General features: G+C 42.8%; 14 protein-coding genes. 8 read left to right on the plus strand and 6 right to left on the minus strand.

From position 1 onward, the window contains the following. Nucleotides 1-6 precede the first annotated feature (6 nt). The 4 genes from K358_RS0108715 to trpS all read left to right on the plus strand — a co-directional run bounded on the left by K358_RS0108715 (nucleotide 7) and on the right by trpS (nucleotide 3,889). Complete coding sequence (locus K358_RS0108715) at nucleotides 7-828, plus strand: Dam family site-specific DNA-(adenine-N6)-methyltransferase (protein ID WP_027696457.1); 822 nt, start codon at nucleotides 7-9, stop codon at nucleotides 826-828. Nucleotides 829-1,068: 240 nt separating this feature from the next. Next, nucleotides 1,069-1,746, plus strand: coding sequence for a ribulose-phosphate 3-epimerase (gene rpe / locus K358_RS0108725; protein WP_027696458.1), 678 nt, complete (start codon nucleotides 1,069-1,071; stop codon nucleotides 1,744-1,746). A 99-nt stretch (nucleotides 1,747-1,845) separates the two neighbouring features. Continuing rightward, nucleotides 1,846-2,532, plus strand: a complete 687-nt coding sequence (locus K358_RS0108730; protein WP_027696459.1) for a phosphoglycolate phosphatase — start codon at nucleotides 1,846-1,848, stop codon at nucleotides 2,530-2,532. Nucleotides 2,533-2,872: 340 nt separating this feature from the next. Then, on the plus strand, nucleotides 2,873-3,889 hold the full coding sequence (trpS, locus tag K358_RS0108735; RefSeq protein WP_027696460.1) for a tryptophan--tRNA ligase: 1,017 nt from the start codon (nucleotides 2,873-2,875) through the stop codon (nucleotides 3,887-3,889). Nucleotides 3,890-4,013: 124 nt separating this feature from the next. Here the strand turns inward: trpS and K358_RS0108740 are convergent, their stop codons facing one another. Next, complete coding sequence (locus K358_RS0108740) at nucleotides 4,014-5,585, minus strand: AMP-binding protein (RefSeq protein ID WP_027696461.1); 1,572 nt, start codon at nucleotides 5,583-5,585, stop codon at nucleotides 4,014-4,016. A gap of 270 nt (nucleotides 5,586-5,855) precedes the next feature. Here K358_RS0108740 and K358_RS0108745 point away from each other — a divergent pair, with 270 nt between their 5' ends. The 4 genes from K358_RS0108745 (at nucleotide 5,856) to K358_RS0108760 (ending at nucleotide 9,920) form a co-directional block, all read left to right on the plus strand. Next, nucleotides 5,856-6,434 carry an aminodeoxychorismate/anthranilate synthase component II gene (locus tag K358_RS0108745; RefSeq protein ID WP_027696462.1) on the plus strand — a complete coding sequence of 193 codons (579 nt, stop codon included), beginning with the start codon at nucleotides 5,856-5,858 and terminating at the stop codon, nucleotides 6,432-6,434. Nucleotides 6,435-6,656: 222 nt separating this feature from the next. Then, a complete protein-coding gene (locus tag K358_RS0108750) occupies nucleotides 6,657-7,868 on the plus strand; it encodes an aspartate aminotransferase family protein (protein WP_027696463.1) in 1,212 nt (403 codons plus the stop codon). Nucleotides 7,869-7,989: 121 nt separating this feature from the next. Beyond that, complete coding sequence (gene astA, locus K358_RS0108755; protein WP_027696464.1) at nucleotides 7,990-9,018, plus strand: arginine N-succinyltransferase; 1,029 nt, start codon at nucleotides 7,990-7,992, stop codon at nucleotides 9,016-9,018. 104 nt (nucleotides 9,019-9,122) lie between these two features. Continuing rightward, nucleotides 9,123-9,920 carry a DUF1338 domain-containing protein gene (locus K358_RS0108760; protein ID WP_027696465.1) on the plus strand — a complete coding sequence of 266 codons (798 nt, stop codon included), beginning with the start codon at nucleotides 9,123-9,125 and terminating at the stop codon, nucleotides 9,918-9,920. Between the two features lie 63 nt (nucleotides 9,921-9,983). Here K358_RS0108760 and spoT read toward each other — a convergent pair whose 3' ends face one another. The 5 genes from spoT to K358_RS0108785 all read right to left on the minus strand — a co-directional run bounded on the left by spoT (nucleotide 9,984) and on the right by K358_RS0108785 (nucleotide 15,700). Beyond that, entirely contained in the window at nucleotides 9,984-12,125 is a 2,142-nt protein-coding gene (gene spoT / locus K358_RS0108765) for a bifunctional GTP diphosphokinase/guanosine-3',5'-bis pyrophosphate 3'-pyrophosphohydrolase (RefSeq protein WP_027696466.1), read from the minus strand. Between the two features lie 25 nt (nucleotides 12,126-12,150). Next, the gene (rpoZ, locus tag K358_RS0108770) at nucleotides 12,151-12,423 is read right to left on the minus strand and encodes a DNA-directed RNA polymerase subunit omega (RefSeq protein WP_027696467.1); all 273 of its coding nucleotides are present in this window, start codon (nucleotides 12,421-12,423) and stop codon (nucleotides 12,151-12,153) included. Nucleotides 12,424-12,545: 122 nt separating this feature from the next. After that, nucleotides 12,546-13,169, minus strand: coding sequence for a guanylate kinase (gene gmk, locus K358_RS0108775; RefSeq protein WP_027696468.1), 624 nt, complete (start codon nucleotides 13,167-13,169; stop codon nucleotides 12,546-12,548). Nucleotides 13,170-13,368: 199 nt separating this feature from the next. After that, on the minus strand, nucleotides 13,369-14,724 hold the full coding sequence (locus K358_RS0108780; RefSeq protein ID WP_027696469.1) for a Na+/H+ antiporter NhaC family protein: 1,356 nt from the start codon (nucleotides 14,722-14,724) through the stop codon (nucleotides 13,369-13,371). A 238-nt stretch (nucleotides 14,725-14,962) separates the two neighbouring features. Further along, the gene (locus K358_RS0108785; RefSeq protein WP_027696470.1) at nucleotides 14,963-15,700 is read right to left on the minus strand and encodes a DsbA family protein; all 738 of its coding nucleotides are present in this window, start codon (nucleotides 15,698-15,700) and stop codon (nucleotides 14,963-14,965) included. Nucleotides 15,701-15,737 lie beyond the last annotated feature (37 nt).

Genomic DNA, 15,737 nt, shown 5'->3' on the forward strand with positions numbered 1-15,737 from the left:
AAATAAATGAAGAAGCAACGAGCTTTCCTCAAATGGGCAGGCGGTAAATACGGTTTAGTTGAAGATATTCAACGTCACCTACCAGAAGGTAGAAAGCTAGTTGAACCTTTCGTCGGAGCGGGTTCGGTATTTTTGAATACCGACTATGACCAATACCTATTGGCCGATATCAACCCAGACTTAATTAATCTGTATAACTTATTAAAACAGCAGCCTGACTTATTTATTCAAGAAGCGCAGCGTTTTTTTACACCTGAATATAACTGCAAAGAAGTCTACCTAGGCGTACGCGCTGACTTTAATCAGAGCCAAGATACTTTTTTTCGCTCTCTTGCTTTCCTATATATGAATCGATTCGGTTTTAATGGTTTATGCCGTTATAACAAAAAAGGTGGCTTTAATGTGCCTTTTGGTTCTTATAAAAAACCTTACTTCCCAGAAAATGAAATGCTGAATTTTGCTGAAAAAGCAAAGAAAGCAACGTTTGTTTGTGAAGGCTACCCACAGACATTTGCCCGAGCGCGCAAAGGTTGTGTAGTGTATTGCGATCCTCCTTATGCTCCATTAGCTCAAGCGAGTAACTTTACTTCTTACGCAGGCAATGGCTTTTCATTAGACGACCAAGCAGAATTAGCCAGTATTGCCGAGCACACCGCCGTGCAACGTGATATTCCCGTGCTGATTTCCAATCACGATACCGCATTGACTCGCCGCCTATATAAAGGTGCTCAGTTAAACGTAGTGAAAGTAAAGCGCACCATCAGCCGCAATGGCGCAGGCCGTAACAAGGTTGATGAGTTGTTGGCGTTGTTTGAAGCGAATAGGTAAGTTGGTTTCGAGTTTCGAGTTTCGAGTTTCGAGTTTCGAGGCATTCAGGTTAGACGATGATTTTTTGCTTTGGCTTTTATCTTTTTCTAGCAACGAAGCGAAACTAGGGACTAGCCACTTAGAACCCTTATCTATTAAATCGTGACCTGCCACTTCTTCCATTTCTTGTATATAAACGTTTGCTTGGGTAAACTTGCGCCAATTTCATCCCATTGATTTAGGCCATACTCGGAGTTAGCCATGAAAGACTTTCTGATCGCACCATCCATCCTCTCTGCCGATTTTGCTCGTTTAGGCGAAGATGTCGAAAGAGTATTAGCCGCGGGTGCGGATGTTGTTCACTTTGATGTGATGGACAATCACTATGTGCCTAACCTGACTTTTGGTGCGCCAATCTGTAAAGCATTGCGTGACTACGGGATTACCGCTCCGATTGATGTTCACTTAATGGTGAAACCCGTCGATAGCATTGTGCCTGAATTTGCTAAAGCGGGCGCATCGATGATCACTTTCCACATTGAAGCCTCTGAACACGTTGACCGTACTTTGCAATTAATTAAAGAACACGGTTGTCAAGCGGGGGTAGTGTTTAACCCAGCAACGCCGCTTCATCACTTAGATTACATCATGGATAAAGTCGATATGATTTTATTGATGTCAGTAAATCCTGGCTTTGGTGGTCAATCTTTCATTCCGTCTACTTTAGATAAACTACGTGAAGTTCGTAAGCGTATTGATGCAAGTGGCCGTAATATCCGTCTTGAAATTGATGGTGGTGTGAAAGTGGATAATATCCGTGAAATCGCCGAAGCGGGTGCGGATATGTTTGTGGCAGGCTCAGCTATTTTTAATCAACCAGACTACAAACAAGTGATTGACCAAATGCGCGAAGAACTTGCGAAAGTAAAAGAACTCTAATGTCCCTAGGTAACTAGTGGTCGATATAAAAAGAGGTTTGAGATAGACTCAAGCCTCTTTTTTGTTGTAAATGGAAGTAGGTTGTAGATGGAAGCGGTAATGACGTTACAAGATATTCAATTAATCGCATTTGATTTAGATGGAACGTTACTTGATAGCGTACCTGACCTGGCAGTTGCCGCCGATCAAGCCGTACAAAGCTTAGGTTTTCCATCGGTAACCGAAGAGCAAGTTCGAGATTGGGTCGGTAATGGTGCAGACATACTGATTGGTCGTGCGTTAAGTCAAAATATTAAGGTTGATCAATCTTTAGATGCAGATTTGCTGAAACAAGCTCGTGTGCGCTTTGACGAGTTTTATCATCAAGGTGGTCACCAACTCAGTCATTTATATTCTAATGTAACGTCGACATTGCAAGCTTTACACCAAGCTGGCTATAAAATGGCGATTGTCACCAATAAGCCTTCTGCTTTTGTACCAGATATTTTGCAGCAGCATGGTATTGCCGACCTGTTTGTTGATGTGATTGGTGGCGATGACTTCCCCAACAAAAAGCCTGATCCGATGGCGCTCAATTGGTTGCTCGATAAGCATCAAGTAAGTGCACAACAAATGTTGATGGTCGGCGATTCAAAAAATGACGTATTAGCCGCGCAAAATGCTGGTTGTCATAGTTTTGCACTGACTTATGGCTACAACCACGGTGAGCCAATTTCTGACTCAGCACCAGACTACGTCGCGGATAATATTGCTGAGATGCTAGATGTGCTAAGTGTTTCTCAATAATTGTGATTATACCCAAGTGACATCAAGATACAGAATTCAGAGCTATCATCCAAACCTTTAGGCAAGAAAGATTGGCGAAGGAATGCAGGCCACCTTTCAAATCAATCTGACGCGGCATAAAGCTTGTTTTATTCTTGCTGAAACTCGCATCTTGACGTTACTTGGGTATATTAGATCAATTAGCTTGATAAAACGCTAGTCAAACCGAACTAGATCAGTAAACTGAAATGTCTGTTTATCTTTCATTTAATTTGAATGCAAAGAGACAGGCATTATTTTTAATTTCAGCCCAATATTCGATGATGAGTATTAATAGGGGCGACAGTAAGGGAAAAGAAACATGAGCAAACCCATAGTATTAAGTGGTGTTCAACCATCTGGTGAACTGAGTATTGGTAACTACTTGGGTGCTCTACGTCAATGGCAACAAATGCAAGATGACTATGATTGCCAGTACTGCGTTGTTGATCTTCATGCAATTACGGTTCGTCAAGATCCTAAAGCTCTGTATGAAGCGACATTAGATGCATTAGCAGTTTGTCTTGCGGTTGGTGTTGATCCTAAGAAGAGCACGTTATTCGTTCAGTCACATGTACCGGAACATGCTCAACTAGGTTGGCTTCTTAACTGTTATACCCAAATGGGCGAATTGAATCGTATGACTCAATTCAAAGATAAATCACAGCGTTACGCCAATGATGTTAACGCTGGGCTTTTTGCTTACCCAGTCTTAATGGCAGCGGATATTTTACTGTATGGTGCTCACCAAGTACCTGTTGGTAACGATCAGAAGCAGCATCTAGAGCTAGCCCGTGATATCGCGACTCGCTTTAATAATGTGTATAGCCCTGAAAATCCAATTTTCCAAATTCCAGAGCCATACATTCCACAAGTCAATGCTCGCGTAATGAGCTTGCAAGATGCGACTAAGAAAATGTCTAAATCGGACGATAACCGTAAAAACGTTATTACGCTTTTAGAAGATCCTAAGTCGATTCTGAAAAAGATCAATAAAGCGCAAACTGATGCTGAAACGCCACCACGCATCGCGCATGATGTGGAAAATAAAGCAGGCATTTCAAACTTGATGGGGCTGTACTCGGCAGCAACGGGTAAAACCTATCAAGAAATTGAAGCGCAATATGCCGGCGTTGAAATGTACGGCCCATTTAAGAAAGATGTGGGTGAAGCGATTGTGGCTATGCTGGAGCCGATTCAATCTGAATATAAACGTATTCGTGAAGATCGCGCTTATATGGATCAAGTGATGAAAATTGGTGCTGAAAAAGCGTCATCAAAAGCTGCAGTGACGCTAGCGAAAGCTTACCAAGCGGTAGGGTTTGTCCCTCGCGGCTAAATTCCATATTGGATATACTGATATTAGGTATAGAGATAAAAACCGCTGAAGTTGATACTTTCAGCGGTTTTTTGTTTCTATGGCTTTTAGTTTTTAGTTTTTAGTTTTTAGTTTTTAGCTTTTATTATGCGGTGCGTAATTCGCGACGCAGCACTTTACCAACCGTTGATTTTGGTAGCTCCTCAAGGAACAACATCTTACGCGGGATCTTATAGGCCGCTAAGTTTTCGCGACAATAAGCCTCAATATCTTTCTCTGTAAGCTCACTGTCTGGTGTGGTGACTAGGTGAGCGACAACTTTTTCCCCGGTTTTTTCATCTTCAGCTCCCACCACTGCCGCTTCAATGATCTCCGGGTGCTGGCATAAGACTTCTTCAATCTCATTTGGATAAACATTAAAGCCCGAGACGATGATCATATCTTTCATTCGGTCGACAATTTGAATAGCGCCGTTTGGCAGAATAAGCCCGACATCTCCAGTGAGAAAGTAGCCATTAATAATGCTCTTTTCTGTATCTTCAGGGCGGTTCCAATAACCTTTCATTACTTGTGGACCTTTAATGACTAACTCACCCACTTCGCCTTGCGGTAAAGGTTGATTATCTTCATTCCACACCTGTATATCGGTGTCACTAATAGGCGTACCCACACAACCTGGTTGTTGTTGGTCAAATTCATTTAATGTGAGAACCGGTGAGGTTTCAGATAGGCCCCAGCCTTCAGTGATAGTACAACCGGTGACGTCTTTCCATAAATTAAAGGTTGAGCTATTTAACGCCGAACCACCAGATATGGTCAGTTTAAAGCGTGAAAAATCTAAATCTTTAAATTCAGGATGTTGGCATAAACCAACAAATAGGGTGTTAATGCCCGACATGCCAATAAATGGCGTTGATTTCAAGGTCTCAACAAAGCCGGCAATGTCCCTTGGGTTTGGAATTAAAGTATTGGTCACCCCCAAGCCAAATAAAGACACCATATTAACGGTAAATGCATAAATATGGTAAAGCGGTAGCGGACAAATAAAGCTGCCAGCTTCTAATTGAGGTAGTTGCTCCAGTCGTTGAGCAATTTGAGAAGCATTGGATAGGATATTGGCATGGGTAAGGCTGGCACCTTTAGCCACTCCCGTAGTGCCACCAGTATATTGTAGTACCGCAATATCATCCGGCTTAGCTTGAGTCGGTGTTAGTTCAGGTAGTGATTTTCCTTGCTCAAGTAGCGACATTAAGTCGAAGTATTGATGTGTTGATTCGGTCACTTTTAATAAGTCGGGCGCTTTGGTGACAATCACTTGCTCTATGCCAATTTTATCTTTGATCGCTTCATATTTTGGCAGTAGGTCTTCGAGAATAATTAAAGCCTTGGCGCCAGAATCATTAAACTGATGATGCATTTCTCTTGGGGTATATAGAGGGTTAGTGTTGACGATGATTAAACCCGCTTTGAGTGCACCATAAGCAACAATTGGGTATTGAGTTAAATTGGGCAATTGGATCGCAATTCGATCGCCAGCCTGTAAGCCACTTTTGTGTTGTAGCCACTGAGCAAACTGAGTAGAAAGCTGTTCGATTTCTCCGTAGCTGTGGCTTTTTCCTAAGCATTGGTAGGCTTGCTTTTCGGATATCGTAAGGCAAGTATTTTCGATGAATTGAACAAGGTTTTGATGTTGTAAAATAGATTGCCAATTGCTCATTGAGGCGCTCCTTCCTTGGGCTAATTTAGACCAGTTAATTATTTTGGTTAGTATAGGTAATAACGCATTATTAACATAATTATCACTAGTTGGCGGTTTCGAGATAAGAATAATGTGGAGTTAAACACGTGTTTGAATAAAAGTGATGGCGTTTTTATGAACGAAATCATTTTGTCGGAGGAAATATTTTAATTTTATGGTGTGAGATACTTGCCTTTATTCGCCGCTATTGCAGAATACACTTCCTTTACTCGGTATTAAGAACTCAAGATGTTGCTGATTATTGATAATTACGATTCCTTTACCTACAACCTCTACCAATACTTTTGTGAGTTAGGGGCTAAGGTACAAGTAATACGTAACGATGAAATTGATATCGCCGGTATTGAAGCGCTTAATCCGAGCCACTTAGTGATCTCTCCAGGGCCATGTACCCCCAATGAAGCGGGGATCTCTCTACAAGCCATTCAACATTTTTCGGGTAAGCTGCCAATATTAGGCGTTTGTCTAGGCCATCAAGCGATCGCACAAGCGTTTGGTGGTGAGGTGGTAAGAGCAAGACAAGTGATGCATGGTAAAACTTCGCCGATTGTTCATACTGGGCAAAGTGTGTTTCGTGATTTACCCAATCCTTTAACCGTCACTCGTTATCACTCTTTAGTGGTTGAAACGACCAGTTTACCTAAGTGCTTTGAATTGACCGCATGGACCACATTGGCTAATGGTGAGCTCGATGAAATCATGGGTTACCAGCATAAAAGCTTGCCGATAGAGGCGGTGCAGTTTCACCCTGAATCGATTAAGACCGAAGGCGGTCATCAAATTTTATCTAATTTCCTTCAGCGATAAATCCTGCTTAAAAGTTACAAAAACGTTAATTGTTCCACAACCTTGTGATTTAGATTTTATCCTATTCTGGAATTCCACTATCCTCTAAAGCATATGCCTGATTAATTGTTCAGGAATATGTCTTATTGAATAAATATTTATAATAATTAAATAAAAAGTCATTGATGCGTTTCATCTACTTAGCTAGATTAGTAGTAGGTGAATAAACGAAGAGGATTAGGGATGTCAGTCGATACGCAAGTGCAAAGAAGTTGGTTTGAAGATGTGATGGTGCCTTGTTACAACCCGATGGAAATGATTCCAGTACGCGGGCAAGGTTCTGTTATTTGGGATCAACAAGGTAAGGAATATATTGATTTCGCAGGTGGTATTGCGGTGAGTTGCCTTGGTCATTGTCATCCCGTCATGATTGAAGCTTTGACAGAACAAGCACATAAAATTTGGCATTTAAGTAATGTTATGACCAATGAACCTGCATTACGTCTAGCTAAGAAACTGACGGAAATTAGCTTTGCTGAAAAAGTGTTTTTTGCCAACTCTGGCGCAGAAGCCAATGAAGCCGCATTAAAACTGGCTCGTCGTTGGGCAAAAGAAACTCATGGCGAAGAAAAAAGTGAAATCATCGCTTTTACTCAAGGTTTTCATGGCCGTACCTTCTTCACAGTAACCGTTGGCGGTCAGCCAGCCTATTCCGATGGCTTTGGCCCTAAGCCGGGCGGTATTACTCATATTCCTTATAACGATCTTGAAGCATTAAAAGCTCACTTATCGGATAAAACTTGTGCTGTGATGATGGAACCTCTACAAGGTGAGGGGGGGGTAGTTTCTCCGGATCCTGAGTTTGTACAAGCGGTGAGAGATCTTTGTGATCAACACCATGCGTTATTGATCTTTGATGAAGTGCAAACGGGTAATGGTCGAACCGGTCATTTCTATGCTTATCAAGAGCTTGGCGTGACGCCGGATATTCTCTCGACCGCAAAATCGCTTGGTGGTGGTTTTCCAATTGGCGCAATGCTCACGACCACTGAATTAGCGCAACATATGAAGCCTGGCGTACATGGCTCAACTTATGGCGGCAATCCATTAGCTTGTGCCGTCGCTGAAGCGGTAATCAATCATATTAGTCAACCCTCAGTGCTACAAGGTGTTGCTGAACGTGAGCAATGGCTAAAACAAGGTTTATCGGCATTAAACGATAAGTACAGTTTATTTGCGGATATTCGTGGTAAAGGTTTACTGATCGGTGCCGAACTTAATGATGAGTGGAAAGGCCGAGCGCGCGATATTTTAGTGGCGGCAGGTCAACACGGCTTATTGCTGTTAGTCGCTGGTGCTAACGTGGTGCGCTTTACGCCATCTTTAGTGATAACTGAAAAAGAAATTGAGCAAGGTTTGGCGAAACTCGATCAAGCGATCGCCTCACTGGTTTAATTTTTTTTCGACCACTTAAATTCTACCACTCTACTAGGGCAGCTCAGGTTGCCCTATGACTCTTATACTCAGGTAACTCTATACTCTAAAGGAGTCGTCCTGAATTAAAGGAGGGGGCAATATGATCATTGTTCGCCCGATTCAATTGTCTGATTATGATGCGCTGTATCGCTGCGCCGAAGAATCTGGCCATGGTTTTACTTCACTACCGCTTAACCAAGAAATTCTGACCCGTCGTATCGAAAATTCACAGCAAAGTTTTTTGAAGTCATCGCAAGGCGGTCAATTTACCCGTCAAGATGAAAGCTATTTAATGGTAGCAGTTGATAGCGAAAGCAACGAAATTATTGGCACCACTGGCATTGAAGCTTCGATTGGTTGGGATGTACCCGCCTATAGTTATCACATCAGTAAGGTCGTTCACAGTTCAAACAAATTAAAAGTGCGCAATGAGGTTCAAGTGCTGACCTTAGGCAATAACTACACTGGTAGCAGCGAGTTATGCACTTTATTTCTTCGTCCTGAATACCGCCAAGGGCTCAATGGTCGGTTACTCTCTAAGTGCCGCTTTCTCATGCTGGCGCAATTTCCCGAACGCTTTTCTGACACCATTATTGCTGAAATGCGTGGTGTCAGTGATGCACAAGGCAACTCACCATTCTGGCAGTGGCTTAAACAGCATTTCTTCTCGATTGATTTCACGTTGGCCGATTACTTAACCGGCATTGGTAGTAAAGGTTTTATCGCTGATTTAATGCCTAAATTGCCGATTTATGTCAACTTGCTCAGCCCTGAAGCGCAAGCGGTGATAGGTAAAGTTCATCAACAAACCGCTCCGGCATTAAAGTTGCTGGAACGCGAAGGATTTTCTTGCCGTGGTTATGTCGATATTTTTGATGCGGGACCTACGGTTGAATGTGACCGTGAGCGGATCCATTCGGTGCAGCAATCACTTCTAACTAAAGTAGAAGTGCGTGCCCACTCTTCTTCACAGCAATACCTTATCGCCAATACGAAACTGCAAGATTTTAGAGCGACACTCGCGAAAGCCGCTTACGATTCTGAGCGCAATACGATTTATCTTGCACCAGATGTTGCACAGCAATTGTTAGTTGAAACAGGCGATAGTTTAAGAGTACTGGCTCAATAAAAGCGAGAGGTTTGTTAGTTTGTTGAAAGATATTAATACGTTAAATAATAGAAGCTATAACTTGAACTATAGTTAATTGAGTCATATTGAGTGGAGAAGAAGCCATGGTAACGGTTGAACAATTATTTGAACAACTTTGGCAAGATTACGCCAAACGCTTGTGCCCTTCGGCATCAAAAGTTCAAAAACTATTGAGCCAAAAAAGCGATAAATTAATCAATGATCATATTGCGTTGCGAACCTTTTCTGGCAGTAAACTCGGGTTACCTCAACTGGCTAAGCATTTTGTACAACTTGGCTATCAACCTGCCGGAGAGTACCATTTTGAAGCGAAAAAATTGTATGCTCAGCATTATCAACACCCCGATCCTTTGTATCCGAAAGTGTTTATTAGTGAATTATGTTTAGAGCAATGTTCTGATACGCTTAAGCAAATTGTCAATAAACTGATTTATGACTTACCTCATCAATATAGTGATGAAGTAAAGTTCTTATTTCAAGGTCGTCCTTGGCGTATTAGCAAAGAGGATTATCAAACCCTAGCGCAAGAAAGTGAGTATGCTGCTTGGGTTGCCGCCCATGGCTTTGGTGCGAACCATTTTACTGTAAGTGTCAATCACCTAGCGGGTTTCCACGACCTTGAACAAGTGAATGATTTTTTAGTGTGGCATCATTTTGAAATGAATCATGCAGGCGGCGATATTAAAGGCAGTAAAGAGGTTGGCTTACAGCAGTCGTCTACTATAGCGGATAAAGTAAAAGTAGAGTTTATCGATGGTGAGTTGGAGATCCCCGGTGGATTTTATGAATTTGCTAAGCGCTTTGAAAAAGACGATGGGGAGCTGTATCAAGGCTTTGTTACCGCTTCCGCGGATAAGATTTTTGAAAGTACCAATATGTGAGTTTAGACATCAATTGCTCGTTGCTTGAAAGAGCATACTCTCAAGCAACGAGAAACGAACGCTCTAATTACGCGCTCGACGAACTTTTAATGCATGAGGCATCACGCGGATACGTCGCATGATTTCAGCAAGATGCACTCGGTCTTTGGTGGTCAATAATAGCGTGATGGTATACAAGCGACCGTCACGTTCTTCTGTGGCAATACCATGAATATTCGAACCAGTAGAAGATACCACATTAGTCAAATCCGCTAGTGCACCTTGACGGTTTTGCATGTCTACTTTTAATTCAGTGATAAATTCTTGTTCAAAATCTTTTGACCACTCAACGGCCATATAACGCTCTGGTTCTTTTTGGTAACCACGGATATTTGGACAAGTTTCTCGGTGAATTACTAGGCCACGACCCGGTGAAACATGCGCAATAATGTGATCATCAGGAATCGGGTGACAGCATTTCGCGTAAGTCAGCAAGATGCCTTCTGCGCCACGAATCGGTAGTTTCTTTTTCTTCGAATGACTTGCTGAGTTGGCTTCATCTTCAGAAACGGGTAGCTCGGTTAACTCATCGGCATCACCGAGTAAGCGGCGTGCAATCACGACGCTCATCAGTTCACCTAAACCAATCGCTGCCAATAATTCATCGAGAGTTTTTAGTTTGAGATCGGAAAGTACGTGAGTAATGTTGCCTTCGCTAATGTCGCTAATAGACAGATCGCCTAGTGCGTGATTTAGCAAGCGACGACCTAGTGCCACCGATTCATCACGGCGCATTGTCTTCAATACTTGACGTATCTTCGTGCGAGCGCGAGAAGTCACCACATAGTTGAGCCATGCGGCATTTGGACGAGCGCCCGGCGCACTGATGATTTCAATAGTTTGGCCATTTTTCAGCGCTTTGCTCAGTGGGTATGGATTACGATCAACGCGAGCACCCACACAAGTGTTACCGACATCAGTGTGTACCGCATAGGCAAAGTCAACGGCAGTTGCGCCTGCTGGTAATTCAATGATGCGACCTTTTGGCGTAAACACAAATATCTCATCAGGGAATAAATCTGACTTAACGTGCTCGATAAACTCAAATGAGTTACCCGCACTTTGTTGTAATTCAAGTAGGCTTTGCATCCAACGCTGCGCTTTAATTTGCGCTGTGGTGCCGGAGCTATCGCCATTGGCTTTGTATGACCAGTGTGCAGCGACACCTTTGTCAGCCATTTGATCCATATCTTCAGTACGGATCTGCACTTCAACCGGTACCCCGTGCGGGCCTACCATTGAAGTATGTAAAGATTGATAGCCATTCGCTTTTGGTACCGCAATGTAATCTTTCATGCGGCCAGGGCGTGGCTTATACAGGTTATGTACCTGACCTAATACTCGGTAGCAAGTGTCTGCGGTATCGACAATCACGCGGAAAGCATAAATATCCATAATGGTATGGAAACGCTGCTCTTTGGTGCGCATTTTATTGTAGATAGAGTAAAGGTTTTTTTCTCGACCGAGTACGCGAACCTGCAAACCCGCTTCTTGTAAGCGGCCTTCAATTTCACTGTGAATACGTTGGATCATTTCTTTACGATTGCCACGTGCCGCTTTGACGACTTCTTTTAAGACGCGGTAGCGATTAGGGTACAAGGCTTCAAAACCGAGCTCTTCAAGTTCAGTTTTTATATTGTGGATACCTAAACGGTGGGCAAGGGGAGAGAAAATTTCAACCGTCTCACGTGCGATACGGCGACGTTTATCTGGGCGTAATGCACCAAGGGTGCGCATATTGTGGGTGCGGTCAGCCAGCTTAATCAGAATAACGCGAATATCTTGCACCATGGCTAAGATCATTTTACGGAAATTTTCTGCTTGAGCTTCTTTGCGATCGCGGAATTTGAGTTTATCGAGCTTAGAGACACCATCGACCAATTCAGCCACGGTTTCACCAAATTGAGCGGCAAGCTCTTCTTTAGTGACTTCGGTATCTTCAATTACATCATGCAATAACGCCGCCATTAAGGTTTCGTTATCAAGGTGCATTTCCGCCAGAATACGGGCAACCGCAACGGGGTGTATGATGTAAGGTTCGCCGCTTGAACGAGTTTGACCTTCATGAGCCTCTTTTGCTACCAAAAAGGCTTCACGCAGAGTCTCAAGTTGAGACTCTGGTAAATATTCTTGGGCAACGGCCTTTAAACTTTCAAATAAGTACAATTGTTATACGCCCAGAATAGAGAGATTAACGGTGGTGAACGATGCTGCTTACTGCTGCTAATTCTGCCGCGTCTTGCTCTTGTTGTTCTTGGCGTTCACGTGCGTCTAGTACTTCTTTAGTGATCAAGCCTTCTTCGATTTCGCGTAGTGCGATAACGGTCGTCTTATCATTTTCTTCAGGAACCAATGCATCTTTGTTGCCAGTTTGCATTTGACGAGCGCGGCGAGCCGCAATTAGGACTAGGTCGAAACGGTTACCGACTTTTTCAACAGCGTCTTGGACAGTTACGCGTGCCATGGTTGACTCCAATTAGTGAATTTTATTTAGAATGACGGGAAATTATACAGCCTTACTGCTAGAGATTCTAGCAATAAGATGGCTGGGTAATTATTTGTGTATTTTGAGAGAAAAACTCTCGATTATTCAGCCAGTAAGGCTTGTAACATGCCGTTATATTTAACCGCTTGTTTGTCGTGTCTTAGGCGCTCAGCACGAATAATGGCTTTAAAGTCCATTAGTGCCGCGTCAAAGTCATCATTGATGATCAGATAATCATATTCATCATAATGAGAAATTTCAGATTTTGCTTTACTCATGCGACCGGCGATCACTTCTTCGCTATCTTGACCACGAGTATTTAAACGGCGCTCTAATTCACCATTTGACGGCGGCAAAATAAAGATACCTTTAGCATGTGGCATTTGAGTGCGAATTTGACGCGCGCCTTGCCAATCGATATCTAAGAAAATATCGATGCCTTTGTTTAGGTTTTCTTCAATCCACACACGAGAAGTGCCGTAATAATTACCAAACACTTCAGCATGCTCGAGAAATACGCCTTGTTCCATTAACTCAACAAAGTGCTGCTTTTCAACAAAGTGGTAATGAACGCCATCTTCTTCACCAGGACGTTTTTCACGTGTGGTGTGTGAAATAGATACCTTCATTGCGTAGTTAGGATTTTTTTCTAACATCGCAGAGATGAGGCTAGATTTACCCGCACCACTAGGCGCAGAAACAATATAAAGGGTACCTTTACCGATCATTATTTATTCACTTTTGTTGAGGCTTATCATTACCATTTTAGTCAACTGGGCGGTTTAGCCAAGGCATTAAAAACAATAAGGATAAAAAAGGGGAACGAAGAGTAGCATAAGGGATAGGAAATTTGAATTGGTAGGTAAAATTAAAGCCACTAGAGTATATATACCCTAGTGGCTTTAAGTGGTATGACAGAGGCGTTTAAGCGTGACGATTTTTCACAAATACCGCAATGATCGCGCAAGCAGCCAAAATAAAGCAATAGAAAGAGTTCGAGACTATTTCTAGCGGCGATAATTGAAACACCGAGCCGAGTAATAAGATCTGTGCGCCATAAGGTAAAAGACCTTGGGTGACACAAGAGAAAATATCCAACAAACTTGCAGAGCGTTTGGCGCTTATGCCATTTTGGTTTGATAATTCACGCGCGACACTGCCAGACACGATGATGGCTACCGTATTATTGGCGGTACAGAAGTTGGTAAGAGATACTAAAATGGCAATGCCTAGTTCACTGGCTCTTGAGTTGGCTTTGGCAGAATGTTTTGCACCGAATTGATGAATGATACGGCTGACGAGTTGTGTCAAAAAGGCTAAGCCACCTTGCTGGCGCATTAACTCACTTAAGCCGCCAATTAACATCGACAATAAGAAGATTTCTTGCATGTTACCAAAACCAGCATAGATATCTTTACCGAGCTGACCGAAAGCGTAATCTGGCACTGAATATATGCTCACCCCACCAGCGAGAATAATACCTAAACTTAACACCACAAACACATTCAGACCTGAAACCGCTAAAACCAAAATGGTGAGGTAAGGTAGAATTTTCAGCCATTCAATATCACCGGTGGCGGGCGTTTGAGTGGCGGTGCTACTGAAAGCAAAAATCACGATAGCAAGTATTGCCGCTGGAATGGCGATTTTGACATTTTCGCGGAATTTATCTTTCATCTCACAGCCTTGTGAGCGAGTTGCAGCAATGGTGGTATCAGAAATGATCGATAAGTTATCACCAAACATTGCGCCACTTAATACCACACCGGCGGTTAACGGCATGCTCATGCCAGCGGATTGTGCGATGCCAACTGCCACTGGTGCCACCGCGGCAATGGTGCCCATCGATGTCCCCATTGCGGTGGCTATAAAGGCTGAGATTAAGAAGATACCCGGTAAGATCATGCTAGTTGGAAGCAAAGATAAACCAAGGTTAACCGTGGCATCCACCCCACCAGAGGCTTGAGCGACCGCGGCAAAAGCGCCTGCAAGCAAGTAGATCATACACATGGCAATGATGTCTTGATGGCCGACACCATTTAAAAACTGTTCAATCGCTTTATTGATTTTTTCTTTGCTTAATAGAATCGCCACCACAATAGCTGGCAATGTCGCTATCGGAGCGGGCAGTTGATAAAACGCAAAATCAACGCCTTGAATGCTTAAGTAAGTGCCAACGCCAATGAATAATGTCAGGAAGACACCGAGAGGTAATAGTGCCAATGCGGACGGTGCCGGACGATGAGATGGAGCTGATTTTGATGATTCAGGGGCAGACATAACACACCAGTATTAATAAAGATCGAAAACAAAATAGGCCGCGCAGAGTAAAGCTTGCACAGTGAAATGTCAACGTCTAGACGTCTAAATGTCTGTAGTGAGTGTTTTGAATTGAGATTGAAATAGGAAGCTAAAACCAAAAAGGCGACTAGATAGCCGCCTTTGTTTTACGAAGAGTGGGCTTTACGAAGAGTCAATTTTACGAGTAATGGACTCTTCTAGTTATTCGCCGTTTAGATTATTTAGCCAATTGCGCTTGAATAATCGGCTCGAGTTTTTCAATCGGTAAATACCCCGGAATAACTTCATCGCCAATTAGCATTGCAGGGGTGCCTTGTAAGCCAAGCTGTGCAAACAGTTGGTAGTTCTTGGTCACTTGCTGTTGTGTTTTCTCTATCTCTTCTAATTGCTCACGAGTATCGGTTTTCTTGGCTACTTGAAGTAGTGATGCAGGGTTATGACTACCGGGCTTTTTGATTAATAAATCACTGACTTCGGCAAACTTGCTTGCTTTATTCTGCCAAGTGTTTAACGCATAAGTCGCCGAATTTTGTTCACTATTGATTTCTTTTAGTGGTACTAAAATATCCACGATTTTGAGTTCTGGATACTTCTCGGATAATTGTTGTAATACTGGCGTGAGCTTTTTACACCAAGGGCAGCTGTAGTCGGTAAAAAAGGCAATCGTTAGTTTGGGATCTTTCGCGCCATAAGATGGTTGGTCTGGGTTGTTGTAGATATAGTCATTGTGCTGCTTTAATACCGCATCAAATTGGTTTTGTTGATGGACATAACGCTGCAAGCTTTCGTGCAAGCCATCGACTACCTGCGGATTGTCACGCAGCAGTTGATCGATTTCATTAATTTTCTGCACAGTCTCTTGTGGCAGGGTTGCCGCTTGTACCGTAGTTGTTGATAAGCTCACCATGAGTAGGCTCAGCAAAGTTAACACGCGTTGTTTTATCGTTGTTTTCATAATAATTCCTAAATAATACTTAATCTGATTCTGGTGA

The sequence above is a fragment of the Vibrio litoralis DSM 17657 genome, from assembly GCF_000426765.1.
Lineage (GTDB): Bacteria > Pseudomonadota > Gammaproteobacteria > Enterobacterales > Vibrionaceae > Vibrio > Vibrio litoralis.

Coding starts and splice junctions, on each gene's coding strand:
- K358_RS0108715 (WP_027696457.1), top strand. CDS start 7: ATGAAGAAGCAACGAGCTTTCCTCAAATGGGCAGGCGGTAAATACGGT.
- rpe (WP_027696458.1), top strand. CDS start 1,069: ATGAAAGACTTTCTGATCGCACCATCCATCCTCTCTGCCGATTTTGCT.
- K358_RS0108730 (WP_027696459.1), top strand. CDS start 1,846: ATGACGTTACAAGATATTCAATTAATCGCATTTGATTTAGATGGAACG.
- trpS (WP_027696460.1), top strand. CDS start 2,873: ATGAGCAAACCCATAGTATTAAGTGGTGTTCAACCATCTGGTGAACTG.
- K358_RS0108740 (WP_027696461.1), bottom strand. CDS start 5,585: ATGAGCAATTGGCAATCTATTTTACAACATCAAAACCTTGTTCAATTC.
- K358_RS0108745 (WP_027696462.1), top strand. CDS start 5,856: ATGTTGCTGATTATTGATAATTACGATTCCTTTACCTACAACCTCTAC.
- K358_RS0108750 (WP_027696463.1), top strand. CDS start 6,657: ATGTCAGTCGATACGCAAGTGCAAAGAAGTTGGTTTGAAGATGTGATG.
- astA (WP_027696464.1), top strand. CDS start 7,990: ATGATCATTGTTCGCCCGATTCAATTGTCTGATTATGATGCGCTGTAT.
- K358_RS0108760 (WP_027696465.1), top strand. CDS start 9,123: ATGGTAACGGTTGAACAATTATTTGAACAACTTTGGCAAGATTACGCC.
- rpoZ (WP_027696467.1), bottom strand. CDS start 12,423: ATGGCACGCGTAACTGTCCAAGACGCTGTTGAAAAAGTCGGTAACCGT.
- K358_RS0108780 (WP_027696469.1), bottom strand. CDS start 14,724: ATGTCTGCCCCTGAATCATCAAAATCAGCTCCATCTCATCGTCCGGCA.
- K358_RS0108785 (WP_027696470.1), bottom strand. CDS start 15,700: ATGAAAACAACGATAAAACAACGCGTGTTAACTTTGCTGAGCCTACTC.